The 24,378-nt window shown below is 58.4% G+C and carries 18 protein-coding genes and 1 tRNA gene; 13 read left to right on the top strand and 6 right to left on the bottom strand.

Annotated elements, in window-relative coordinates; translation table 11 throughout:
• Nucleotides 1-173: 173 nt before the first annotated feature.
• From ACR0BT_RS14955 to ACR0BT_RS14935, 5 genes are read left to right on the top strand one after another with little or no spacing between them, the layout of a single operon-like run.
• The gene (locus ACR0BT_RS14955; RefSeq protein ID WP_170404616.1) at nt 174-1,946 is read left to right on the top strand and encodes an ABC transporter ATP-binding protein; all 1,773 of its coding nucleotides are present in this window, start codon (nt 174-176) and stop codon (nt 1,944-1,946) included.
• A complete protein-coding gene (locus ACR0BT_RS14950; RefSeq protein ID WP_170647404.1) occupies nt 1,939-3,852 on the top strand; it encodes an ABC transporter substrate-binding protein in 1,914 nt (637 codons plus the stop codon). Before ACR0BT_RS14955 ends, ACR0BT_RS14950 begins: the two co-directional genes overlap by 8 nt.
• 15 nt (nt 3,853-3,867) lie before the next feature.
• On the top strand, nt 3,868-4,896 hold the full coding sequence (locus ACR0BT_RS14945) for an ABC transporter permease (RefSeq protein WP_170397654.1): 1,029 nt from the start codon (nt 3,868-3,870) through the stop codon (nt 4,894-4,896).
• The gene (locus tag ACR0BT_RS14940) at nt 4,893-6,047 is read left to right on the top strand and encodes an ABC transporter permease (protein ID WP_480763509.1); all 1,155 of its coding nucleotides are present in this window, start codon (nt 4,893-4,895) and stop codon (nt 6,045-6,047) included. Before ACR0BT_RS14945 ends, ACR0BT_RS14940 begins: the two co-directional genes overlap by 4 nt.
• Complete coding sequence (locus tag ACR0BT_RS14935; protein WP_480763508.1) at nt 6,044-7,399, top strand: CoA transferase; 1,356 nt, start codon at nt 6,044-6,046, stop codon at nt 7,397-7,399. Before ACR0BT_RS14940 ends, ACR0BT_RS14935 begins: the two co-directional genes overlap by 4 nt.
• A gap of 87 nt (nt 7,400-7,486) precedes the next feature.
• On the opposite strand, the gene ACR0BT_RS14930 is transcribed toward ACR0BT_RS14935, so the two are convergent.
• Nucleotides 7,487-9,883, bottom strand: a complete 2,397-nt coding sequence (locus ACR0BT_RS14930) for a mechanosensitive ion channel family protein (RefSeq protein WP_170564493.1) — start codon at nt 9,881-9,883, stop codon at nt 7,487-7,489.
• Nucleotides 9,884-10,265: 382 nt separating this feature from the next.
• Between ACR0BT_RS14930 and ACR0BT_RS14925 the strand changes: the two genes are divergently transcribed.
• From ACR0BT_RS14925 to rpe, 8 genes are all read left to right on the top strand, one after another.
• Entirely contained in the window at nt 10,266-11,480 is a 1,215-nt protein-coding gene (locus ACR0BT_RS14925; RefSeq protein WP_480763507.1) for a glycosyltransferase family protein, read from the top strand.
• A complete protein-coding gene (locus ACR0BT_RS14920; RefSeq protein WP_480763506.1) occupies nt 11,477-12,724 on the top strand; it encodes a glycosyltransferase in 1,248 nt (415 codons plus the stop codon). Before ACR0BT_RS14925 ends, ACR0BT_RS14920 begins: the two co-directional genes overlap by 4 nt.
• A complete protein-coding gene (locus tag ACR0BT_RS14915; RefSeq protein ID WP_480763505.1) occupies nt 12,724-13,797 on the top strand; it encodes a glycosyltransferase family 4 protein in 1,074 nt (357 codons plus the stop codon). The genes ACR0BT_RS14920 and ACR0BT_RS14915 overlap by 1 nt, the downstream gene beginning before the upstream one ends.
• A complete protein-coding gene (locus ACR0BT_RS14910) occupies nt 13,797-14,375 on the top strand; it encodes a histidine phosphatase family protein (protein ID WP_480763504.1) in 579 nt (192 codons plus the stop codon). The genes ACR0BT_RS14915 and ACR0BT_RS14910 overlap by 1 nt, the downstream gene beginning before the upstream one ends.
• A 2-nt stretch (nt 14,376-14,377) precedes the next feature.
• Nucleotides 14,378-15,520 carry a glycosyltransferase family protein gene (locus tag ACR0BT_RS14905; RefSeq protein ID WP_480763503.1) on the top strand — a complete coding sequence of 381 codons (1,143 nt, stop codon included), beginning with the start codon at nt 14,378-14,380 and terminating at the stop codon, nt 15,518-15,520.
• The gene (locus tag ACR0BT_RS14900) at nt 15,517-16,269 is read left to right on the top strand and encodes a polysaccharide deacetylase family protein (protein WP_480763502.1); all 753 of its coding nucleotides are present in this window, start codon (nt 15,517-15,519) and stop codon (nt 16,267-16,269) included. The genes ACR0BT_RS14905 and ACR0BT_RS14900 overlap by 4 nt, the downstream gene beginning before the upstream one ends.
• 19 nt (nt 16,270-16,288) lie before the next feature.
• Entirely contained in the window at nt 16,289-16,765 is a 477-nt protein-coding gene (locus ACR0BT_RS14895) for a class I SAM-dependent methyltransferase (RefSeq protein ID WP_170397683.1), read from the top strand.
• Between the two features lie 125 nt (nt 16,766-16,890).
• Nucleotides 16,891-17,580, top strand: a complete 690-nt coding sequence (gene rpe, locus ACR0BT_RS14890) for a ribulose-phosphate 3-epimerase (RefSeq protein ID WP_480763501.1) — start codon at nt 16,891-16,893, stop codon at nt 17,578-17,580.
• A 153-nt stretch (nt 17,581-17,733) separates the two neighbouring features.
• Here the strand turns inward: rpe and ACR0BT_RS14885 are convergent, their stop codons facing one another.
• The 5 genes from ACR0BT_RS14885 to paaZ form a co-directional block, all read right to left on the bottom strand.
• Nucleotides 17,734-19,827: a 3-hydroxyacyl-CoA dehydrogenase NAD-binding domain-containing protein gene (locus ACR0BT_RS14885; protein ID WP_480763500.1), complete on the bottom strand. Its 2,094-nt coding sequence runs from the start codon at nt 19,825-19,827 to the stop codon at nt 17,734-17,736.
• Nucleotides 19,828-20,159: 332 nt separating this feature from the next.
• A tRNA-Met gene (locus ACR0BT_RS14880) sits at nt 20,160-20,236 on the bottom strand.
• 82 nt (nt 20,237-20,318) lie between these two features.
• Nucleotides 20,319-21,290, bottom strand: coding sequence for an alpha/beta fold hydrolase (locus ACR0BT_RS14875; protein WP_480763499.1), 972 nt, complete (start codon nt 21,288-21,290; stop codon nt 20,319-20,321).
• 202 nt (nt 21,291-21,492) lie between these two features.
• Nucleotides 21,493-22,296 (bottom strand): PaaX family transcriptional regulator C-terminal domain-containing protein, encoded by an 804-nt coding sequence (locus ACR0BT_RS14870; protein ID WP_480763498.1) that lies wholly within the window; start codon nt 22,294-22,296, stop codon nt 21,493-21,495.
• Nucleotides 22,297-22,348: 52 nt separating this feature from the next.
• Entirely contained in the window at nt 22,349-24,373 is a 2,025-nt protein-coding gene (paaZ, locus tag ACR0BT_RS14865; RefSeq protein ID WP_480763497.1) for a phenylacetic acid degradation bifunctional protein PaaZ, read from the bottom strand.
• Nucleotides 24,374-24,378 lie beyond the last annotated feature (5 nt).

The following is a 24,378-nucleotide window of genomic DNA, read 5'->3' as shown; positions in this document are numbered from 1 at the left end:
TGGCAAAAACTCAAGACTTTGTGTAGCCATACGGCCCGAGTTTCACGATTCCGCGACAATTCGGGTGAAGAAGGTGTTTGACTACGCCGCCCCAACCGCGCGAAACTGCTCAAAAAAGACAGGGAGTTCACAAAGCCGATGTTTTCTAGCGGCCAGACGGGTGGAAAACCCGCATGAGTGCGTTGTTGTCCGTTCGGGATCTCAGCATCGGCTTTGGCACGGGTCCATCCGTTGTCCAAGATGTCAGCTTCGAGGTCGAACCCGGGCAGACACTTGCATTGGTTGGAGAATCCGGTTCGGGCAAAACGATTTCCTGTCGCGCTGCACTGCGTATTCTGCCGCGTACCGCCCAGATCCGTAGCGGAACGATCACGCTGAACGATTCCAAAGGCACCGCTAATCTGATCGAACTGAGTGAAAGACAGATGCGTGGTATTCGCGGCAATCGGGTTTCTATGATTTTTCAGGAACCGATGCGATCTCTGTCACCGCTTCACAAAATCGGAAATCAGGTCAGCGAAGTTCTTTGGTTGCATCGCGGCGCATCCGATGCACAGGCCCGCAAAGAAGTTCTGACCCAGTTTGAGAGGGTTGGTTTCCCCGACCCTGCCCGCGCCTACGACAGCTATCCGTTCGAGCTGTCCGGCGGCATGCGCCAGCGCGCCATGATTGCCATGGCCATGGTGTCCAAGCCTGAATTGCTCATCGCGGACGAGCCGACAACTGCGCTGGATGTTACCACCCAAGCGCAGGTTCTTGGGCTGATCAAAGAGCTGCAGCGCGAGACCGGTATGGCGCTGATCCTTGTCACCCATGACCTGGGTGTAGTTGCTAACATGGCCGAGCGCGTGGTCGTCATGCACAAAGGCCGCGTGATGGAAGCTGGCCCGGCAGCACCAATTCTGAATGATCCGGCGCACCCCTATACGCAGCAGCTGTTCGACGCTGCGCCTGAGATACCCGATCAGGATGCCGTCGGCATACCGATGCCCGACGAGGACCTAATTCTGCAGATGACCGGGGTCTCAAAGACCTACACGATGCGATCGAGCAAAGGTTGGAAAGCCGACAAACTGATCCATGCCTGCCGGGGCGTAGATATGAAGCTGGCGCGCGGCAAGACGCTTGCAATCGTTGGCGAAAGCGGGTCTGGCAAGACAACCGCCGCCAGAATCGCTCTGGGCGCTGAACTGCCCGACCCGGGCGGCGAAGTTCTGTTCAGAACAACAAGGGATTCCGAACCGATAACGGTTCACAGTATGACACGGACCGAACGCACCGCGTTTCAGCGCAAGGCGCAAATGGTGTTTCAGGATCCCTATAGCTCTCTTAGCCCCCGTATGCGCATTCAGGATGCCATGACCGAGCCGTTGGAGATACACCGCCTCGGCACCGTGGCAGAGCAGCGCGACAAAGCGGCCGCGATGTTGCAGCGGGTCGGGCTGAATGCCGATATGCTCAAACGCTATCCGCATGCGTTTTCTGGTGGACAACGACAGCGCCTGTCTATCGCCCGCGCGATGATGCTGGACCCGGCGTTGATTGTTTGTGACGAGCCAACCTCGGCACTGGATGTATCCGTTCAAGAGCAAATTTTGACCCTGCTCGAAGAACTGCAGGACAGTCTGAACCTGTCTTACCTGTTCATCTCGCATGATCTGGCCGTCGTCGCGCGCATTGCCGACGAGGTCGCCGTCATGCGCCGGGGTCTTGTGGTGGAACAAGCCCCACCCGAAACCCTGTTCTACAATCCACGTCATCCCTATACCAAGGCACTGATTGCCGCCCAGCCGGAACCAGATATCAATCGCCCGATTGATCTGAAACTGGTTGCGCTTGGTGCCGGTTCACCCGACAGTTGGGATGACGCCTTTCGATTTTCCGACTCCGTGATACCTTCTTTGATAGAGTTGGAGCCCGGCCATAAGGTACGTTGCCATGTTTAAGACCACTCACCGATTGATTTTGGCCGCGACGCTGGCCTTCGCAGGAATGCTGCCCGCTGCGGCAGAAATTCCGTCTAATCTTCAGGAAAACGCGTTCTGGCAAACCGAGGTTGAAAGCGGCGACCTGCCACCGGTTGCTGAACGTATTCCGCAAGATCCGCTGATCGTGGACTTAGCCGCCAAAGGTCGCGAATTCGGCGTGCCCGGCGGTACACTGCGCACGATGGTCACCCGGTCCAAAGATATTCGGCAAATGGTGGTCTATGGCTACGCAAGGCTTGTGGGCTTCGATCAGGATTACAACATCGTCCCGGATTTGCTGGCTTCTTTCGAAAACGAAGACAATCGCAAATTTACTTTGAACCTGCGACCCGGCCACAAATGGTCAAACGGATCCGCGTTCACATCCGAAGACTTCCGGTACTGGTGGGAGGATGTGGCCAACAACGAATTGCTCAGCCCTTCAGGCCCACCAGATTTCCTGCTGGTTGAAGGCAAAACACCCACCGTCACCTTCCCCGACGAAACAACGGTTGTATTCGAATGGGATGACCCCAACCCGAATTTCCTGCAATCACTTGCTCAGGCGCGGCCGCCCTTTATCTATCGACCGTCTGAGTTCCTTAAGCAGTATCACGAGAAGTTTGCAGACCCCGAAGAACTGGCATTCAAGGTCGAAGATGCGCGGGTAAAAAGCTGGGCGGCGCTGCATAACAAGTTGGACAATCTATATAAGTACGACAATCATGAACTGCCGACGTTGCAGCCATGGCTCAACGCAAGTTCGGGCAAGAAAATCCGGCACAACTTTGTCCGTAACCCTTATTACCATCGGGTGGATTCAAATGGGGTTCAGCTGCCCTATATCGACGTAGTCGAAATGGAAATCGTCGCACCGGGTTTGGTCGCGGCCAAAGCAAATGCGGGTGAAACCGACTTGCAAGGTCGCGGATTGGCATTCCGCGATGCCTCGATCTTGAAAAAGGGCGAGGCTGAAGGTGGATACAAGACGCTTCTGTGGAAAACAGGCGTCGCGTCGCAGATCGCGATTTATCCCAATTTGAACTACACTGACGATGCGTGGCGCGAGGTTCTGCGCGATGTACGTGTACGCAGGGCACTGTCGCTCGCCATTGATCGCAAGACGATCAATCAGGCGCTCTATTTCAAGCTGGCCCAACCCGGCGCGATGTCGGTTCTGCCCGCATCGCCCTTCTACGACGAAGCGAATGCGCAGGCTTGGGCACAGTATGACGTCGACAAGGCGAATGCTCTGCTTGATGAGGCTGGGCTGACCGAGCGTGACAAAGATGGTATCCGACTGTTGCCCGACGGGCGTCCGATGGAGCTGATCATCGAAACCGCAGGTGAGCGGCAAGAGGTTGAAAACGCCCTGCAGATCGTCACGGATACCTGGCGTGAGATCGGAGTCGAACTGGTCATGCGACCATTGGATCGAGACATTCTGCGCAACCGGGTCTTCTCGGGCAATACAATGGCGTCGGTCTGGTTCGGCTGGGATGACGGCATTCCGCAAAGCCACACATCGCCGGCCTATCTCGCCCCGACCGATCAGGTCTTTCTGGCATGGCCTAAATGGGGCCAATACTATCAGACAAATGGAGGGTCGGGCGAACCACCAGACATGCCCGAGGCCGAACTTCTCATGAAGCTTGCCCACGATTGGGAAATCGCCTCCACGGATGAAGAACGCGGCGCAGTCTGGTCTGAGATGCTGAAAATTCACGCCGACCAGCTTTATGCGATCGGCATCCTGAACGGCGCACCGCAGCCTATTGTCGTGTCGAACCGGCTGCGCAATGTGCCTGAGCAGGCCATGTGGGCATGGGAACCCGGCGCACACTTCGGCATTCACCGTCCCGACGAGTTCTTCTTCGCCGACTAATTCAGGAGCAGCTAAATGGTCATGCTGCGCTACGCGGTGTATCGCTTTTTCACGATGCTGCTGACATTGCTGGTGGTGTCGGTTCTGATTTTCGTGATCATCAACCTGCCCCCCGGCGACTATCTCAGCAACCAGATCGCCGAACTGCAGGCTTCAGGACAGTCCGCCGGTGTCGCCAAGGCCGAGTTTCTGCGCAAGGAATACTCATTGGACCGGTCGTTGCCCGAGCAGTACCTGATCTGGATGGGCTTCTGGCCCGGACCGCATGGGTTCGAGGGCCTGTTACAGGGCAATTATGGCTGGTCCTTCGAATTCGACCGCCCCGTGCGCGAGATCGTGGGCGATACGCTGTGGTTGACGGTTGTGGTCAATCTGGCCGCCATTCTATTCGTCTATGCCGTTGCTCTGCCATTGGGGGTCATCGCTGCGGCCAGATCACGGACGTGGATCGACTATACCTCGGCCTTTGTAGGCTATCTGGGTCTTGCGACCCCGAACTTCCTGTTGGCGCTGATCCTGTTCTACTATGGCCATCGCTATTTCAACCTGCCCATCGGCGGACTGATGGACCCTTCCTTTGAGGGACAACCGATGAGTTGGGACAAGTTGAAATCCATCCTTGTCCACCTGATCGTTCCGACCTTCGTCATCGGAACCTCGGGTGCTTCGGCCATGATGCAGCGCCTGCGCGCCAATATGCTGGATGAACTAGGGAAACCTTATGTCGAAACAGCAATCGCCAAGGGCATGTCCCCATCGCGGATGCTGACGAAGTACCCATTGCGCGTGGCCTTCAACCCGTTTGTCGCCGACATTGGAAACCTGCTGCCCTCGATGGTTTCCGGGTCGGTTTTGGTCTCGGTGGTTCTGGGTCTGCAAACAATCGGCCCGACCCTGCTGACTGCCTTGAAAACGCAGGACCAGTTCCTGTCGGCCTTCATTCTTATGTTCGTGGCTCTGCTGACGCTGATCGGCACCATGATTTCCGATATCCTGCTGGTCATGCTTGATCCGCGCATTCGTTACGAGGGGCGCGAAGCATGACCGACAAACCCCATGGTCGCTATGTCGACGACGCACCATTTGACCCGCAGGCCTCTATTCAGCAGCTTGAGCGCGCAGATCTCGATGCCCCTAATTGGGTGCTGGTCTGGCGCAAGTTCAGGACCCACAAGCTGGGTCTGATTTCTGGCCTCTTCTTGCTGCTCTGCTACTTGATGCTGCCTTTTGCGGGCTTTATTGCCCCCTACGGCCCCAATGACCGGAACGGAGAACACCTGTACGCTCCACCCCAGTCGGTCAACTGGTTTCATGAGGGGAAGTTCATCGGCCCCTACGTTTATCCAATAGTTGCAGAGGCGGACCTTGAAACTTTCCAGTGGAAATTCGTCGCTGACACGGAAGACCCGCGCCCAATCCGGTTCTTCTGCGAAGGGTCAGAATACAAACTCGCAGGCCTGATAAAATCCGATACGCACCTGTTTTGCGCGCCCGAAGGGGCCACGCTGTTTCTGTGGGGCTCGGACCGTCTGGGCCGCGATGTATTCAGCCGCATCCTATATGGCGCGCAACTGTCGCTGACAGTGGGCCTGATCGGCATTTCGGTATCCTTCTTCCTCGGCATCCTGTTCGGATCAATGGCCGGGTATTTCGGAGGGCGCATCGACTGGACCATCAACCGTGTGATCGAAATCCTGCGCTCGCTGCCGGAACTTCCCCTTTGGCTGGCCTTATCCGCCGCGGTGCCATCAAATTGGAGCCCGGTTGCGGTATTCTTCATCATCTCGATCATCCTCGGTATTCTCGATTGGCCAGGCCTTGCCCGATCTGTCCGCGCAAAATTTCTGTCTCTCAGGGAAGAGGAATACGTACGTGCGGCCGAGATGATGGGCGCAAGTTCCGGTCGTGTGATCCGAAAGCACCTGCTACCCAATTTCATGTCGCATCTGATTGCCTCGGCCACGCTATCAATCCCTGCGATGATCTTGGGCGAAACCGCCCTCAGCTTCCTTGGCCTTGGACTGCGGGCCCCGGCGGTCAGTTGGGGCGTGATGCTGAACGATGCGCAGAACCTCGCCTCAATCGAAATCTATCCATGGACCGCGATCCCGATGCTGCCAATCATCGTCGTCGTGCTGGCCTTCAACTTCCTTGGCGACGGGTTGCGCGACAGCCTTGATCCCTATCAGCAATGAGCTTGCTGTCCGCCCTCCCCTCACCTGACACCTACAGGGTCAATGGGGCGGGTGCGCGGCCCAGCGCCTTTGCGGTCTCGGAACTGGCGACGGCCAGTTTTGCGGCAGTCGGGCAGGAGCTGTCGCGCCTTGTGACAGCCTTGAACCTGGCGCCTACACCTCTGGAGGTGGCCGTAGATCATCGACTGGCCTCCTTGTGGTATGGCTTTTCCTTCAAACCCGAAGGGTGGGATATGCCCAGCCTTTGGGACGCGATTGCTGGCGACTATCAGGCCTCTGATGGGTGGATCAGGCTGCACACCAACCTGCCCAGTCATCGCGCCGCCGCCCTTAATGTTTTGCAAGTCGCGCCGGACCGAGCGCTGGTATCGCGCGCAGTTCGGGATTGGAGCATCTCTGGACTGGAAGCCGCGATTGTCGCCGAGGGCGGCGTCGCTGCCGCAATGCGCAGCCGCTCTGAGTGGCATGACCATCCGCAAGGACGCATATTGGCCCGCGAGCCGTTGATCGGATGGCAGGGGCCACGCAATATTCAACTACGTGATCGGCCTCAGGCGACTGCCGCGCGACCTCTTTCTGGGCTGCGTGTGCTCGATCTGACCCGCATTCTGGCCGGGCCAGTCTCGACACGAACACTTGCGGGTTTTGGCGCCGAGGTCCTGAGGATCGATCCACCCGGCTGGGATGAACCTGGCGTCATTCCTGACATTTCTCTCGGCAAGCACTGCGCCTATCTGAACCTGAAATCACCCGATGGAAAATTAAAACTGCAAGAGCTGCTGGCCCAAGCGGACATATTTGTCCACGGGTATCGGCCCGGCGCTTTGGACGCACTCGGTCTGGGCAAAAACACGCGGGATCAGCTTGCCCCCAACAGGGTTGAAGTCACGCTCGACGCTTATGGCTGGCAAGGACCATGGGCAGCGCGCCGCGGTTTTGACAGCCTTGTACAGATGAGTTCCGGAATCGCACATGCAGGGATGGGTTGGGCGGGGGTCGACAAGCCAACTCCGTTGCCTGTTCAGGCACTGGATCACGCAACTGGCTACTTGATGGCAGCCGCCCTGCTCTCGGCGCTCGCCGAAGCCGCATCCGGTCAGGCCGTCATGGATGCCCGGCTCTCGCTGGCGCGCACCGCCGAATTGCTGGCCACCCTCGCCAAGAGCGAGCCCGGTGACGAAATTACCGAGTCGCTGCCTGTCGATTATGCGGATGCGCTCGAACCTTCCGGGTGGGGGCCCGGCTATCGATTGAAGCCGGCGCTAACCGTTGGATCCGCAAAGATGCACTGGGCTTTGCCTGCGTCCAAACTGGGAACTTCGCAGCCCACTTGGCCGTCACTTACCGCTTAAAGCTGCCGCCGCGCGGGACGCGCGGCCCGGCCCAACGCTTTGGTTGACGTCTCGCCAGAGACGCAAACCAAAGGGGCGGGAGCCCTCCTAGCGATCATCACCACCGCCGGGGCCGATATCGTCCAGATAGTCTTCGTCAATCGCGGCCTGAACGGCCCCTGTGACAGCCTCGCGTTGTTTGGGAGTCAGGTCCTCGGCCTCTTTGTCATCCGCCAGTCGCACGGTGACTTCCCGATGCGCAAACCGGATGCCTTCACGGGCAAACAGCTCACGAATATCCTGATAGACTTTCTTGCGCACCAGCCACTGATCACCCGGTTTGGTCATGAACTTGACCCGGATAATCATCGCCGAATCCTGCATCTCGATCACACCCTGCGATTTCAGCGGCTGAATGAAGTTATCACCAATCACAGGATCGCTCAGCAGCTCTTGACCCAGCTTCTTGATCAGCTTCCGCACCTTTTCGACATCGGTGTCATAGGTCACCCGCAACGGCAGCTTCATGATTACCCAGTCGCGGGAATAGTTTGTCAGAACCTTGATCTCTCCAAATGGGATCGTGTTGAGCGCACCAAGGTGGTGGCGTAGTTGGAAGGACCGGACCGAAATCTTTTCGACCGTCCCTTTCACATCACCAATGTCGATGTATTCACCCTTTCGGAAAGCATCATCCATCAGGAAGAACGCACCCGAGAAGATGTCGCGGACCAAGGTTTGCGACCCGAAACCAACGGCCAGACCCACAACACCTGCACCGGCAAACAGCGGGCTGACATTGATCCCCAGTTCCATCAATACAATCAGCGCGATGGTCACAACGACCACAGCCAGAATGGCCCCGCGGAACAGAGGCAACAAAGTTGCAAGACGGCTCTGCCCGCCTTCGCCTCCTTCGTCGCCCAGCTCGGCTTCAGCACCGCCGTCATCCGTCTCTTCCGCGATCTTGCTATCGATCCAGACGCGGAAGAAGTGAAACAGAATGTAACCCATAAACAGGATCACCATCACATCCAGCGCCCGCTCGATAGGCAAGTCATCCGACCAATTGGCCTGCGGGTTCCAGATCACTACCAGCGCATAGAGACCCACCACAAAGGCCAGAATGCCTGCCACACGACGGGCAAGGTCTTCGTACGTCAGAATGGCGTGTTTGCGCTTTTCGGCCTGCGGCGTATCAGCCACCAGCTCATCCTCGATCTGCTCAGCCGCTTCTGCGTCGGCATTCATCACCTCAATTCTGCGATTGCGATCAAAATACCTTTCAAGCAGATAGTTCATCGCGCCGTAGGCCACGACGACGGACATAAAGATGGCATAGCTGCTGGCCACGATCGGGATCGAATCCTGAACCTCCAGCACCAGATCAACGGCCAGTTTGAACCAGCTGAACACCATATAAAGCACCAGAACCGGCGCCCAGGCGAAAGAGATGAACTTCAGTATCCAAGACACCTGATCCGGAGCACGCCCGCCACGAATAGCGTTCGAGATCGCGCGTGCATTGAACAGGATCATCAGTATGTTGCCCAGCGCCCCGATCAGCGTCAGGCTACCATAGACCATGGCATAGACGTTATAGTTCAGCCCAAAATCCGCGACCCATGTCGAGAACAGAACAACCGAGATGTCATATGTCGCCAGTGCTGACGCCCAAACATACAGGCGCTTGGCGTCCCGGTCTGAAAAAGGCGGCAAGCGATACTGGCTGAGGTAAGGCGACAGAACCATCCGCCACAAGTCCGAGACGGTGCGCGAGAGGAAGAATGCGGTAAAGATTGCCGTAACGGTAAACTGGATTGATATGTCTTCCGCTTCACCAAAGAACAGATAGCCAACGATCAGCGCCATGAGCATGGCAAAGATCGTTCCGCCAATGCCCATCACGAAACGATACACAAGGAAAGGCATCTTTTCACGATAGCCAACCGGGTTTTCCTTGATGCGCGCAACCACCAAACGCTTCGCGATGCGCTTGCCGTAGATTTCGATCGACAACCAACGCCCCAGCAAAAGGAACAACACGTTCAGGACCAACACCTCGACATAGGTCTGAATCCGCCCGTCCGGACTGGTCTGTCTGAGGATGTATTGGACCTCAAAGACCGAATAGGGCAGCGCCTCCATCCGCGAGCGTACGGAATCCCGGAACTTTGAGAACCGCTCTTGCGCCTTCATCAGCTGAGAACCTTCAGCCATGTGATCAATGCTATCTGCCTCTGGCGTCGCGTCACCGCTATTGCCCGCAGCCGATACAACCTGCCCGGCGCTGTCGATTACGATTACGCTTGCGCCCGCCTCGGAAGCGGAACGAATGGCCGCCGCCAGATCGCTGTCAGCGGCAGAGCTTGAAGAACCGGTTTCCTCGCTTGATCCTATTGGGTATCCCGGAATAAGCGAAGTTTGCGCAACCGCGTCGGTTGCACTGGCCAGCATCGCCACCCAAATCACCAAAATCAGCCCGGCCAGAACATTCATTTTCATCGTATATCGCATCCAATTCGTAGCTGCGTCCAAGACTATAGAACCTCAGAAGGCTGTTCAAATCATCCGCACACGCGGTGTCAACATCGTGAGAGCCCGTGTTCCTGACGCAATGGATGGGATAAAGTGTTTCCAAGACAACAAAAATTGAATATGACCACCTGAGGCGTCCAGCCTCCGAATTGGCTTGTGCATGAAGAACCATCGGCCTGCATATCGCAAGGTGCGCCTGTTGCCGGCGGTGGCATTATGTTGTTGCCAATTCGCAATGTTTGGCGCATTTGGACGGCGGAATCTGTGCCTTTGGCAAGAAGGTCTGGCAGAATTACGATAATCAGGTGCAGACGCGCGGAGTTGCACCGGAACCGAAACAGGCGAAGGCATGAGCCTAGGGATCAAAAACGAAAATCACGGCCGCGCACCGCGCATCCTGCTATATAGTCACGACACGTTCGGCCTGGGTCACCTGCGCCGGTCACGCGCGCTGGCTGCGGCCATAACACAAGCCGATCAACGCGCTTCGGCCCTCATATTGACCGGTTCACCCATTGCCGGACGGTTTACTTTTCCGCGTCGGGTTGACCATGTCCGTCTACCCGGGGTCACCAAACGCGCCGACGGCTCGTATGCTTCGCAGACCATCGGCATGGGCATCGATGATGTGACCGAGTTGCGCGCAAGCCTGATCCAGACATCTGTCGAACAGTTCGACCCCGATGTGCTGATCGTCGACAAAGAGCCTACCGGTTTTCGCGGTGAGCTGCTGCCGACGCTTGAGTATCTTGAAAACTCCTGCTCAACCAAATTGGTTCTGGGCCTGCGCGACGTTCTGGATGAGCCCGAAGTACTGGCCGCCGAATGGGAGCGTAAGGACGCGATCTCGGCGACTGAACGATACTATGATGAGATCTGGGTATATGGGTTGCGATCGGTCTACGATCCTACACAAGGCCTTCCCCTCAGCCCGGCGACGCAACAGCGCATTCATTGGACAGGGTATCTACGTCGCGATCTTGGGCCGGTTGGTGAGCCACCAGAACAACCCTATATCCTGATCACCCCCGGTGGTGGCGGCGATGGCAAGGCGATGGTCAATCTGGTGCTGTCCGCATATGAAAAAGACCCGGATCTGTCACCCCGCGCTGTGCTGGTCTATGGGCCCTTCCTGTCAGGCGAACTACGCGAAGATTTTGAAACCCGTGTCGCCGCCCTAAATGGCCGTGTGACCGCTGTTGGCTTTGAATCGCAGATCGAAACGCTGTTCGCGGGCGCTGCCGGTGTGGTCTGCATGGGCGGGTACAATACCTTCTGCGAGGTTTTGTCCTTCGACAAACGCGCCGTCATTGTTCCGCGCACGACGCCGCGGCTGGAGCAATGGATTCGTGCCTCACGCGCCGAGGATCTGGGTCTGGTACGCATGCTGGATGAAAACCGTGACGGTCTGACGGCGGATGCAATGATCCGCGCGATCCGCGCCTTGCCCCATCAGCCGCTGCCTTCGCAGGCCATTCGCGCAGGGTTGTTGGACGGGCTAAGCTACGTCACTCATCGCATAAACGCGCTGCTAGGCGCGGAACAAGAGCGCGCCACCGGATGACGCGCGAACCCCCCAAGCTGGCGGTGCTGGTCAAAGGCTGGCCGCGCCTGTCCGAGACGTTCATCGCGCAAGAATTGGTGGCCTTGCAGGAGGCAGGGCACAGCTTCGATATCTGGTCGTTGCGCCACCCGACCGATACCAAGCGCCATCCTCTGCACGATCGCTTCAAGGGGCAGGTGCATTACCTGCCGGAATACCTTTATGAAGAGCCTGAGCGGCTGGCGACTGCGCGAGACATTGCAGCTCGTCTGCCCGGATACGCGCAAGCTTACCAGGTCTGGCGGCAAGACCTTCACCGAGACCCGACTCACAACCGAATTCGCCGGTTTGGTCAGGCCTGCGTATTGGCCGCTGAGCTGCCCGATCAAACGCGGGCGCTGTATGCGCATTTCATGCACACTCCGTCTTCGGTCGCCCGCTATGCGTCTATCATGCGCAGCCTGCCCTGGAGTTTTTCGGCGCATGCCAAAGATATCTGGACCTCACCAGACTGGGAAAAGCGGGAAAAGCTGCAACTGGCCTCTCACGGCGCCATCTTCGGGGCAACCTGTACTGCCATTGGTGCCGCACATCTGCGCGAACTGGCGGATGATCCTGCGCGGGTAGAACTGATCTATCATGGGCTGGACCTGTCGCGGTTTCCTGCACCTCCCCAGCAGTGTTCGCGTGCAGCGGATGCACCCTTTCACATGCTGTCGGTCGGGCGTCTTGTCGAAAAGAAGGGCTTTGACCGGCTTCTCCAAGCTTTCGCGCTGCTCCCCAGATCGCTGAATTGGCATTGGACCCATATCGGCGGCGGAAATCTGGGCGATGAGTTGAGCGCACAAGCCGATGCCGCAGGGCTTTCCGATCGGATCACGTGGATGGGGGCTTGCGATCAACCGGAAGTCATTGCCGAGATGCGCCGCTCTGATCTGTTTGTCCTGCCCAGCAGAATTGCTGCCGACGGCGACCGCGATGGTTTACCCAATGTTTTGATGGAAGCCGCGTCCCAGCGCCTCCCGATCCTGTCAACGCCGGTGTCAGCCATCCCGGAGTTCATTGAATCCGGTGTTCACGGTCAGCTGTCAGCAGATGACCCGACCTCTCTGGCCTCGGCTATTGTGGATCTCGCCCAGAACCCGGCGAGAACGGTCGAGATGGCTAAGGCCGCGTATGACCGGTTGATCGCCGACTTCCGGATGGACCCGGGCATACGTCGCTTGTCCGAGCGGCTCAGCGCCTTGTGCGCGGACGGACCCTGATGGCGCGGGTGGCTTTCTATGCACCGATGAAGTCCCCCGACAGTCCCAAGCCCTCGGGTGATCGCGAAATGGCCCGCAACCTGATGCAGGCCCTCGGCGCTCAGGGAGACATTGTTGAGCTGGCCTCGCAATTGCGGATTTACGACAAGGCAGGCGACCGGGCACTTCAGGACGAATTACGTCGCAAAGCAACGACCGAGGCTGCACGACTGGCTGAGGAACTGCCCTCTGACACGAACCTGTGGGTGACTTATCACAACTACTACAAGGCCCCCGATCTGCTCGGCCCGGCCGTGAGCCGCGCAAGAGACATCCCGTATGTGCAGCTGGAAAGTACCCGCGCCACCAGCCGGCTTGCAGGCCCATGGGCTGATTTTGCGCAAGCGGCGCACGACGCGTGCGATTCTGCGCAGGTGATTTTTTACCACACTGCCAACGATTTGATCACGTTAGAACGAGAAAGGTTCGGTACGCAGGCGCTCGTTGAGCTGCCTCCGTTTCTTCCCATCACGGAATTACCCCCTGTTTCGACCCGTGATGGGCCGATGCTGACTGTGGGAATGATGCGGCCGGGGGACAAGCTGGCCTCGTACACCATTCTGGCCGACACGCTGGAACATCTGACAGGGGATTGGGCGTTGGACGTGGTAGGCGATGGCCCGGCCCGATTGGAAGTCGAGGCGCTGATGGCGCGGTTCGGACCTCGTGTCCGGTTTCTGGGTCAGCTGGATCGGGACGCGTTGCAGGCCCTGTACCGCGAGGCCTCCTTGTTCGTTTGGCCCGGGGTCAACGAAGCCTATGGAATGGTCTATCTTGAGGCCCAGGCCTGCGGCGTTCCCGTCGCAGCACAAGATCGCCCCGGTGTTCGTGATGTACTGATACCTTCCGATCATCCCGATACCGGATCGGGTGCCAAAGGGTTGGCCGCGCGTATACAGAGGTTTCTGGACCATCCCGACCTGAGCCAGTCTGAGGGCAATCGCGCCCGCGCCTATTTCGCGCACCGCCATCTGATGCCATCCGCCACCGAGCGGTTCTGGACAACTGTGCGCCCCTTGTTGGAGAAAAGTTGATGACCCGCCTCGCCCTTCTGCGCCATGGACACACGGATTGGAATCGCGCGGGTCGCATTCAGGGGCGCAGCGACATTCCGTTGGATGCCGACGCTCGGGCTGAACTTGCGGGGTATTGCCTGCCATCGCCATGGAACGCGGCATCAGTCTGGTCCAGCCCGCTAAGCCGCGCGTCTGAAACAGCGCAGTTGGTATCGGGTAAAGCGCCCAAAACATCTCAGGCCCTGACCGAGATGAATTGGGGCGAATGGGAGGGACAGCGCGGTGCTGAGCTGATCGAGACACCCGATAGCGGTTACCGCCACATCGAAGACTGGGGCTGGGATTATCGGCCTCCGGGCGGCGAAAGCCCAGCCGAATTATGGGCGCGTATCGCGCCGTGGCTGGCGGGCTTGGACGGCGACAATCTCGCGGTCTGCCATATCGGCATCATGAGGGTGATCTTGGCCAAGGCGTGGGGCTGGAATTTTGCCGGCCCCGCGCCGTTCAAGATCAAGCGCAACAGACTGTTTATCGTAGAATTGGACGAAATGCGGCCTGAACCCGAACCCGTTCGATTGATTGCGCGTGAGGTTTGACCATGAAGGTGATGATCGTTGTTACCCATCTGTTGGGCACCGGGCATCTGAGCCGAGCCCTCACATTGGGGCGCGCATTCGCCGAACAGGACCATGAAGTGTTTATGGTCTCGGGCGGAATGCCTGCGCCACAGCTTGACACACGTGGGTTGTCATTTCTGAACTTACCGCCGCTGCGGTCTGACGGCACCGATTTCACCCGCCTGCTTGATCAGAATGGCGCTGTGGCCGACTTGGTCTACTTCGCTGCGCGCACAAACGCCCTGACGCAGGCGGTAAGCAGCTTCGGGCCGCAGGTTCTGATCACCGAGCTTTATCCGTTCGGGCGGCGCTCTTTGGCCGCGGAGTTCAAATCTGCATTGAAAGCCGCACGAGACCTACCTCGGCCACCCGTCATCCTTGGTTCGATCCGTGACATTCTTGCGCCGCCATCGAAGCCCGCAAAGGTAACCCAAACGGATGAGGTTATCGCAGAGTTTTACGACGGCGTTCTGGTCCATTCCGACCCCAAGATCACCGAACTTGAAGTCAGTTGGCCTGTCTCGGATCAACTGGCATCGCGCCTGCATTACACCGGTTTCGTGGCCCCAAGTGCTGCGCCAAGTCATCCGGATGGCATAGGCCAGGGCGAGATATTGGTCAGCGCGGGTGGCGGGTCGGTCGGCCAGCCGATCTTTCAAGCGGCCATCGAGGCCGCCCGAAAGATGCCCAACTGGCGCTGGCGCCTGTTGGTGGGCGGGCAGGATGCCAATGCGCGGATCGCCGAGCTTTCGCAAATGGCCGAGGGTTCATCGGTTCTTCTTGAAACCGTCCGCCCTGATTTTCGCCAAATGCTGCCGCTTGCCGCCGCCTCGGTCAGCATGTGCGGTTACAACACCGCCATGGACCTGCTGCAAAGCGGTACCCCGGCGGTTCTGATCCCCTTCGATGATGGCAAAGAGGTTGAGCAATCTTTGCGCGCGCGATCTCTTTCGCAGTTGAACGGGATCGAGGTGCTTAACAGTTCTGACCTGACCGCCGGCTCGCTGGCCAATGCGCTTGAGCATGTCATTTCGAGTGTTGAACGCCCCCCGATGACCGAAGGGTTTGATGGCGCGCGCCGGTCAGTGGATATTGCAGTGAGCTTGTACGAGGCCAGCCGATGAGGCCTGATTGGCGCCCCTTGCAGTCAGAGTTGCGGCGCTGGCAGGATGCAGGATTGACCCTGCCCTTGTGGTGGCGTGATGACGATGCGGTTGCAGTGACACCACAGATAGAAAAGCTATCGGCCATGTCAGACCAGCTCGGCCTGCCAGTCCATCTGGCGGTAATCCCGCGTGAGGCGCAGACGGCGCTGGCAGAGTATGTGTCGGATCAGTCTGTTTTGATCCCGGTTGTGCATGGCTGGGCGCATCAGAACCACGCGCCTGCAGACGAGAAGAAAGCCGAATTTCGCCTGCACCGGCCCCTTGAAGCGGTAGTTGCAGATGCCGAGGCTGGATTGTCCCGGCTGCGAGGTTTGTTCGGTGACAACTTGCGTCCGATGTTTGTGCCCCCGTGGAATCGGATCGACTCCAAAGTCGCCATGCAGCTTCACGGGCTGGGCTATCGGATACTGTCGACGGCGACCCCCCGAAAGATACCGCTCGCAGCGCCCGGCCTCGCGCAGATAAACACACATCTCGATCCAATCGACTGGCGCGGGACGCGCGGTTTAATCGACCCTGACAGACTGATCGCACAGACAGTTGAGCTGCTGCATGACCGACGCACCGGTCGCGCAGACAATGCCGAAGCATTTGGGGTGTTGACGCATCATCTGGTCCATGATCAGGACATCTGGACGTTTACACAGGATCTGTTGCACAGGCTGCTTGATGGACCGGGCACACCCTGGACCGCGCCACGTAACTGAACTCGCAAGGAGAGCCCGAATGAGCCGACTGGATTCCATGCTGCGCCGCCTGACGGCGCAACGCGACGGGCTAAACTGGGCCGCCGCACAGATCGGCACCATGGAAGGGGACGTTCTGGACCTGGGGCTAGGTAACGGACGTACCTATGATCATCTGCGTGAAATCCTGCCCTCTCGGCGTATATGGGTGATGGATCGCGTCTTGCAGTGTCATCCCGACAGCACGCCACCGGCACAGGATTTCCTGCAGGGTGAGGCCGAGCCGATGTTGCGTAAACTGGCGGACGCAGGCCAAACAATCGCGCTGGCGCACTACGATTTCGGCCGCGGGATCAAGTCAGAAGATGTTGCCGAAGCGGCGCGCCTCAGCCCTCTGATCAAACAGGTCATGCGACCCGGTGGGTTGTTGATTTCAGGGCAACCGTTGACGGGTTTTGCGCAGATTGAAGGCCCCGAGACCATCGCGCCCGATCGATATCTTTTCTATCGCGCCTGAGCAGGCTTTGAACAGGCGGGTTTGTATATTGAATCTATCGATAAGCTTCACCGCAGTCAGGCCTATGCATTGACGCGAGTCGAGGGTATACGCCACCGCAACAGCACACCCACATGAGGCCAGTCATGAGCTTTGACCGTTCCATCAAGATCGCTCCCTCGATCCTGTCAGCCGATTTCGCAAATTTCGGACAGGAGATTCAGGCCATCGAAGCGCAAGGGGCGGATTGGGTTCATGTGGACGTGATGGACGGCCACTTTGTCCCAAACCTCACTTTTGGTCCCCCAGCGGTCAAAGCGTTTCGCCCACATGTTAAGACCGTCATGGATGTGCATTTGATGATCACTCCGGTCGATCCTTATATTCAAGCCTATGCCGATGCGGGCGCTGATGTGCTGACCGCGCACGTCGAAGCGGGGCCGCATTCGCACCGCACGCTGCAGGCGATACGCGCTGCGGGAATGAAAGCAGGGATCGCGTTGAATCCCGGGACGCCCGCCGAGGCCGTCGAACATCTGTTGGACCTGATTGATCTGGTGTGCGTCATGACCGTCAACCCTGGCTTCGGGGGGCAGAAATTCATCGACATGACCGCAAAAGTGCAACGTTTGCGCGAGATGATCGGCGACCGACCGGTGCATATCGAAATCGACGGCGGTGTTGATCCCAAAACAGCGCCTCTGGTGGCCGCTGCAGGCGCTGACGTGTTGGTCGCCGGATCAGCAGTTTTTAAAGGCGGGTCAGTTTCAAACCCGTCGGTCTATGGCGACAATATTCGCGCTGTGCGGGCTGCTGCCGAAGGTGCACTGGGTTAACAACAAACCCTCCCGCCAGTCGTCGACGTTTCTTACGAAACGCCTCCTCCTGTTGGGCCCGGCATCGCGCTTTGCGCGATGCCGGGCCCAAGGCGGCTAGCAATATTGGCGCAGCCAATGTTGCGCAGGCGCGGGAGCCTTTGCCCCGAGACTTCAGGCATCCTTGTTGAGATCATCAAAGCAGCGGTTCTCGGCCACCAGTTGTTCAAGCAGGGGTGCAGGTTGCCAGAAAAAGGCATCTTCTTCAGCCCACTTGCGAATATCGTTGAATACGCCCGGCAAACCCTGCAAATCTGCCCATTTCAGCGGCCCACCCCAGTAGCGCGGAAAACCGTAGCCATAGAGCAGCGTAACGTCCACATCCAGCGGTCTACGCGCGATGCCGTCGCCTACCACCTTCGCCGCCTCATTCACCATCGCGACCATATAGCGACGTATGATCTCCTCATCCGTAAACGCGCGTGGAGTTATGTTCTGGGCCGCACGCTCGGCTTCGATCAATGCTGTCACTTCGGGGTTCGGCTCTCCACCTCGCTTGCCATTTTCATATATGTAATAGCCCTTGCCGGATTTCTGGCCGAAATGTCCGGCCTCGCACAGCTTGTCGGCATAGAAACTGTCGCGAACGCGTGGATCCTGGCCTGCGGCCCGTTTCCGCTTGCGCGCCGCCCAGCCGATGTCCAATCCGGCCAAATCTGACACTGCATAGGGTCCCATCGCAAATCCAAACCCCGTTAGCGCTTTGTCGATCTGGAACGGGCTCGCTCCATCCAGCACCATGTGATCAGCACAGGCCCGATATGTGCCCAAAATCCGATTTCCTATGAACCCGTCGCACACACCTGCCCGAACGGCCACCTTGCCCAACCTCTTGCCCAACGCGAAACCCGTTGCCACAACTTCGGGCGCGGTGTGATCCGCCACCACGATCTCAAGCAGTTTCATCACATGTGCTGGGGAGAAGAAATGCAGACCGATGACATCCCGTGACCTTTCGGTCGATCCGGCAATTTCGTTGATATCAAGGTATGAGGTATTGGTCGCCAATACCGCACCGCTTTTGCAGACCGCATCCAGTTGCGCAAAAACCTTTTTCTTCACTGCCATGTCCTCGAACACGGCTTCGATCACCAGATCGACGCCACTCAGTGCGTCATAGTCCGTGGCCAGGGTCAGCCGGTTCTGCAGAATATCATCATGTTTGTCCTGGCTCAGCTTTCCGCGCCTCACGGCGCCAGCCAGATTTGCCGCGATACGATCTTTAGCGGACCGCGCTGCCTCGTGTGACATCTCAAGCAGCACGACAGGAAGTCCCGCCAGCAGAACTGAGGTGGCAATCCCTGCGCCCATCGTACCGCCGCCGATGACGCCGACCTGTTGCAGGTCCCGCGGCTCGACCCCATTCAACTCGGGCAATTTTGCAACCGCACGTTCCGCAAAGAATGCGTGGATCAACCCCTTGCGCTGATCCGAGGCCATCAGGTCCATGAACAATTCCCGTTCGCGTGCCAAACCGGATGCAAAATCCTCGGCCTCGCAACTGGCTTGTATTGCCCGCACTGCAATTGCAGGCGACAGTTGGCCCCGGCCCTTCTTCAGCACCGCGTTATAGGCCGCATCAAAATCGATTGGGGCGGGCCGGGCCATATCGCAAACAGGGCGCCGTGCTGCATCAGTTGCAAGCAGCTCTCTGACATAGGCCAGGCCGATCTCGCGCGGATCACCATCCTGAACTTTGTCCAGCACACCCATCTCAAGCGCTTCTGGAGCTCGGACGTGCCGCCCCGTTGTGATCATGTCCAATGCCGCCTCGACTCCGGCAACACGCGGCAGTCGCTGGGTGCCGCCAGCACCGGGAATGATACCAAGATTAACCTCGGGCAACCCCACCTTCGCAGACGGCACGGCAACGCGATAATGACAGGATAAGGCAACCTCAAGCCCACCACCAAGCGCGGTTCCATGCAACGCAGAAACCACCAGCAAGGGCGACGCCTCAATCCGATCACAGAGTGCGGGCAGCCACGGGTCCTGTGGCGGCTTGCCAAACTCGCGAATGTCTGCGCCTGCAAAATAAGTCCGACCCTCACCATAGATCAAAACCGCGCGCGCGCCCTCTGTTTCGGCACGTTCGATCGCCGACAACAAACCCCGGCGCACATCCACGCCCAGCGCGTTAACGGGTGGGTTCTCAGCCGACAAAACGGCGATATCGCCCACTTTCTCATACCCGATGACTTGGGTCATATGATCGTGCCTCCTCAGACGAAATGCGATGCCAGTAGTAAATCGGGGAATCCCCGGACACGGCGCGATCAAAGACTGGCCCGGTCTGCGTTCGTATTCAACTACATTTTCGACCGATCGTTCGGTTTATTTGATTTTCTCGGATTTAGTACCATAATCACGCGGTTCATGCCCGGAACTAACCTTTTACGTTGCGGTAGAACTTGCTTCGCGGCCTCAGACCAACGAAGCGCAAAGAACTGCAGTGCTTGGTCTGAATTCGCACGGAACCCGAGGGCGCGATCCAAATGGAAACGCAGCTAACAGGGCCTTAGCACTTGTTTGGGAAGTTCTGGTAGCGGAGGAGGGACTTGAACCCCCGACACGCGGATTATGATTCCGCTGCTCTAACCAACTGAGCTACTCCGCCACGAGTGAGAGGCGATTTAAGCGAGGGGCCGGGGAGGGTCAAGAGGGAAAAGCGTGCCTGCCGAGATTCTTTATTGCGTTATTCAATGCGCATCCTGCTCTGCCAGCCGGGTGCGGGAATTCTCGGCGATCTCGCGGATGAAACGCGCGCAGATTTCGGGTTCTGTGATGAGTATCATGTGACCCCGGTGTTCCAGGACCTCAAAGGTCAGGCCGAATTTCGTCATTGTCGCACCGTGTAGCTCGGCGGACAGGATCGGGTCCTCTGTGCCGAACAGGATGCCTCCGGGCACGCGCAGATCGTTATAGCGTGAAGTCAGGGCACCCATGCTGGCCTCCACCCCAACAACATCCTGTGAGGCGGTGATAAAGGCCGAGGGGCGAAGACCAAGGGCACCCCCAGCACGGTTCAGGAAGTCTGAGGGCGCGGGCTCGGGTGCGAAGACGTCTTTCAGCACGAGGGGCGCGGTTTTTCGGGCCATCGGGACAGCGATTGTATTGCCAATAAGGTTGCGCAGCCACTCGGTACGGATTTCAAGTGGTTTGAAAACGGCGGGCGGTTCCGGCATTTGTTGCGTCAAGGGGGCCAGAAGCGCCAATGCCGCCGTGTTGTCGGGATAATCCAGTGCCATCGCAAGAGACACGGCGCCACCTAGAGAATGACCGACCAGTGTGGCTTGATCGACGTTCTTTATTTCCAGAAACTCGTGGATCATGCGGGCTTGTTCGGGCAATTCCGCCAACTCGGCAGCATCGCGCGTGGAATAGCCACAGCCCGGACGGTCAACCGCGAGAACGTGATAATCCTGAGCAAGATCATCCACCAATGCATACGTAAAATGCTGCAATTGGCCTGATAGGCCATGGATCATGACAATTGTCGGGTTGGAAGGGTCGCCTTTTTCGACATAGTGAATGCTGCCACCGTGAACGGGCACGATCCGCCCCAGTTGCGGCACCATTTCGGTGCCCTGCCGCGTTAGGCGACGAGTCCAGATGTGCATCCCCAGCAAAAGGGACATCAGCAACAAGACAATCGTTAGCAAAATCGACATCACGGATCTCCGGTAGGTTTGCTCAGGCGATGGTATTGCCCGGGGCCCGATAGCACCATGCGTTTTCTGAACGGCTGAATTGGCAGGCAGATAACCGCAACCTAATTATTGGTGTGTAAATTGGTATGACTTGGTCAGAAAAGCTCCCAGCACCCGGTATGTGCGCCGCACTGATAATATGGTTGAACGGACCGCTCAGCGGTCAACTCGTACCGCTCAACACATCAGCTGAGGGTCGTGGCAGCAAATCAAGCAGCCCGAACACGCTATCGCGACAAGCAGGGCCAGCCCAATCCACAGGATAAAAAGCCAAAGGTAAGTCCGGCTGGCGTAGCACGACGCGCCGCCACCGATGCACCAGCAGGGTGCGCAGTGTTGCGCTCTGCAAGGGTGTAGGCGCCCAGCCTTCGGGGCGGGACTTCGCCGCGCGTTCGACCGCGCCCAGAAGAGCCTTGCAAGAGGCACGCAATTCGGGTGGACACAACCGATCCTGCACCCACTTGGGGGCTGCGTGCGGAGAGATGTCCAAGGCCAGCAAACCGTCCGACTGATCGGGCACAGGCCCCGCACCCATCGCTACGTTGCGCCCAATGGGGATATAGTCGTCGCTGAGCATCACGTCCTCAAGCACCTGAGTGCCCGACCCGTCTTCGGCGATCAGAAGATGCCAATTTTCAATGGGCGAAGGACCGCGCGCATATATGCGCGGCGTGACGGCGGCGGATTGCGTCCGGCCGAATTCCGAGAGGACATGGCGCGAGACGCGTCCAATCCGGTCACTTTCAATCCAGCCGTCCTTGCGCAGCCGGTGCAGAGCGACGCGGATCGCTTCGGGTTTGATGCCCATCGGCTCAATGATCCGGGTCAGAACACCGCCCGAGATTTGCGCGCCGGGCTCTTGTGCCATGTCACCAAACAGCGAGACGATAATCGACCAGACCCGCTGGTCTTGCGGGTCCGCCAGTTCGGCCACAGCCGTTTCGAACCACGAGCTCTTTTCGGTCATGGACCCAGTTTAACCCATTAGGCCCAATAAGAAAAACAGGTAGTATAGCGGCTCAGCGGGCGTTCATGGTTAAAAGTTCGTATTCTGCGACCGGTTCGTCATCCTGATTGGTCAGGGACACGTGCCAGCGGACCTCGCCATAATCGTCATTGCGTGGGGTTTTCTGCTTTACCGTCAGGCGCACCTTGATGCTGTCGCCAGCAACAACGGGCTTCATGAACCGCAGCCCGTCCAGCCCGGTATTGGCCAGCACCGGCCCCTCGTTCGGCTCGACAAACAGGCCCGCCGCAAAGCTGAGCAACAAATAACCATGCGCCACACGACCGGGGAAGAACGGGTTCCGCGCCGCCGCGTCCTCGTCCATATGCGCATAAAAGGTATCGCCGGTGAAATTGGCGAAGTGTTCGATATCCTCCAGCGTGATGGTTCGCGAGGCTGTGTGCAGCGTCTCTCCGACCTGCAACTCACCAAATTTACGGGTGAACGGATGTGCCGGACCTTGGATTTCGGGCGCTCCTGGCACCCATTTGGTGCTGATACCACTAAGCATGCGCGGGGAGCCCTGAATGGCCGTGCGCTGCATATAGTGTTTCACTCCGCGCACGCCGCCCATTTCCTCACCGCCGCCCGCACGGCCCGGCCCACCATGCACCATATGGGGCAGCGGAGATCCGTGGCCGGTCGATTCAGCCATCGAGTCGCGGTCGTTGATGTAAATCCGCCCGTTATAGGCTGCGGTCCCCATCACTACGTTGTGCGCGACGTTTGTGTCGTGAGTGATCAGCGACGTGACCAGAGATCCCTGCCCGCGATTGGCAAGTGCCACCGCATGATCCAGATCGCGGTAGCCCATGAGGGTCGAAACTGGGCCGAAGGCCTCGGTATCGTGCACGCGCTGCGCTTTGTCGGGGTCAGCACAGTAAAACAGCATCGGGGGAACGAATGCGCCGGTTTCAGGGCCGTGCAGGTCGAACGCGTCGGGGTTGCCATAAACCCGTTCAGCCTCTTGCCCGATCAGAGCTGCCTTTTCCAGAACGTCGGCTTTCTGCCCGTTCGACACCAGCGCGCCCATGTGAGTGGTGTCGGAACGGGGGTCGCCGATGGTGATATTTGCCAATCGGTCAGACAGCGCGGCAATTATGGCGTCGACCTGCAGCTGGGGCGCGATGATGCGTCGGATAGCGGTACATTTCTGGCCCGCCTTGGTGGTCATCTCGCGCGAGACTTCCTTGACGAACAGGTCAAATTCGGGCGTGCCGGGCGTGGCATCGGGCCCGAGGATGGAAGCGTTCAAGCTGTCCTGCTCGGCCACAAACCGGACCGAGTTCTGCAAGATCGCAGGCGTCTGCCGCAGCTTCAACGCGGTGTTCGCCGAGCCTGTGAAGCTGACCACATCCTGACAATCCAAGTGATCGAGCATGTCGCCCAACCCGCCCGAGACCAGCTGTAGCGCACCGGCAGGCAGGATGCCGCTATCCAGCATGATCCGCACTGCCAGTTCGGTGACGTAGCAACTGTTGGTAGCCGGCTTGACGATTGCAGGCACGCCAGCCAGCAGCGTCGGGGCCAGCTTTTCCAGCATCCCCCAGACCGGGAAGTTGAAGGCGTTGATATGAACCGCGACCCCTTGCAGGGGCGTGCAGATATGCTGCCCCAAAAAGGTGCCATTGCGTGACAACTGCTCGATTTCGCCGTCCAGATAAACCTGCGCATCCGGCATCTCGCGCCGGCCTTTTGAGGCAAAGACAAACATCGTGCCGATGCCACCATCGATATCGATCAGGTGGTCCTTCTGCGTAGCTCCGGTTTCGAAACTCAGGCCGTAAAGGGCTTGTTTATGCGCCGAAAGCTCTTGCGCCAGCGCCTTGAGCATCCGAGCACGGTCGTGGAACGTTAACTTGCGCAGCGCGGGGCCACCGGTATTGCGCGCATAGTCAAGCATCGCCTGCACGTCGAGCGCGGCATTGCCAGCGCTGGCAAACGGTGCGCCGGTGATGGCGGATGCGATGGTGCGTGCGCCTTCTCCAGGCGCGACCCAAGTACCAGCGGCGAAGCTGGAAATCTGATGCAGGGACATGGTGT

The sequence above is a fragment of the Ruegeria sp. CJ6 genome, from assembly GCF_056536665.1.
Note: the sequence above shows the minus strand (reverse complement) of the source record. Positions and strands in the feature narration are given on the sequence as shown.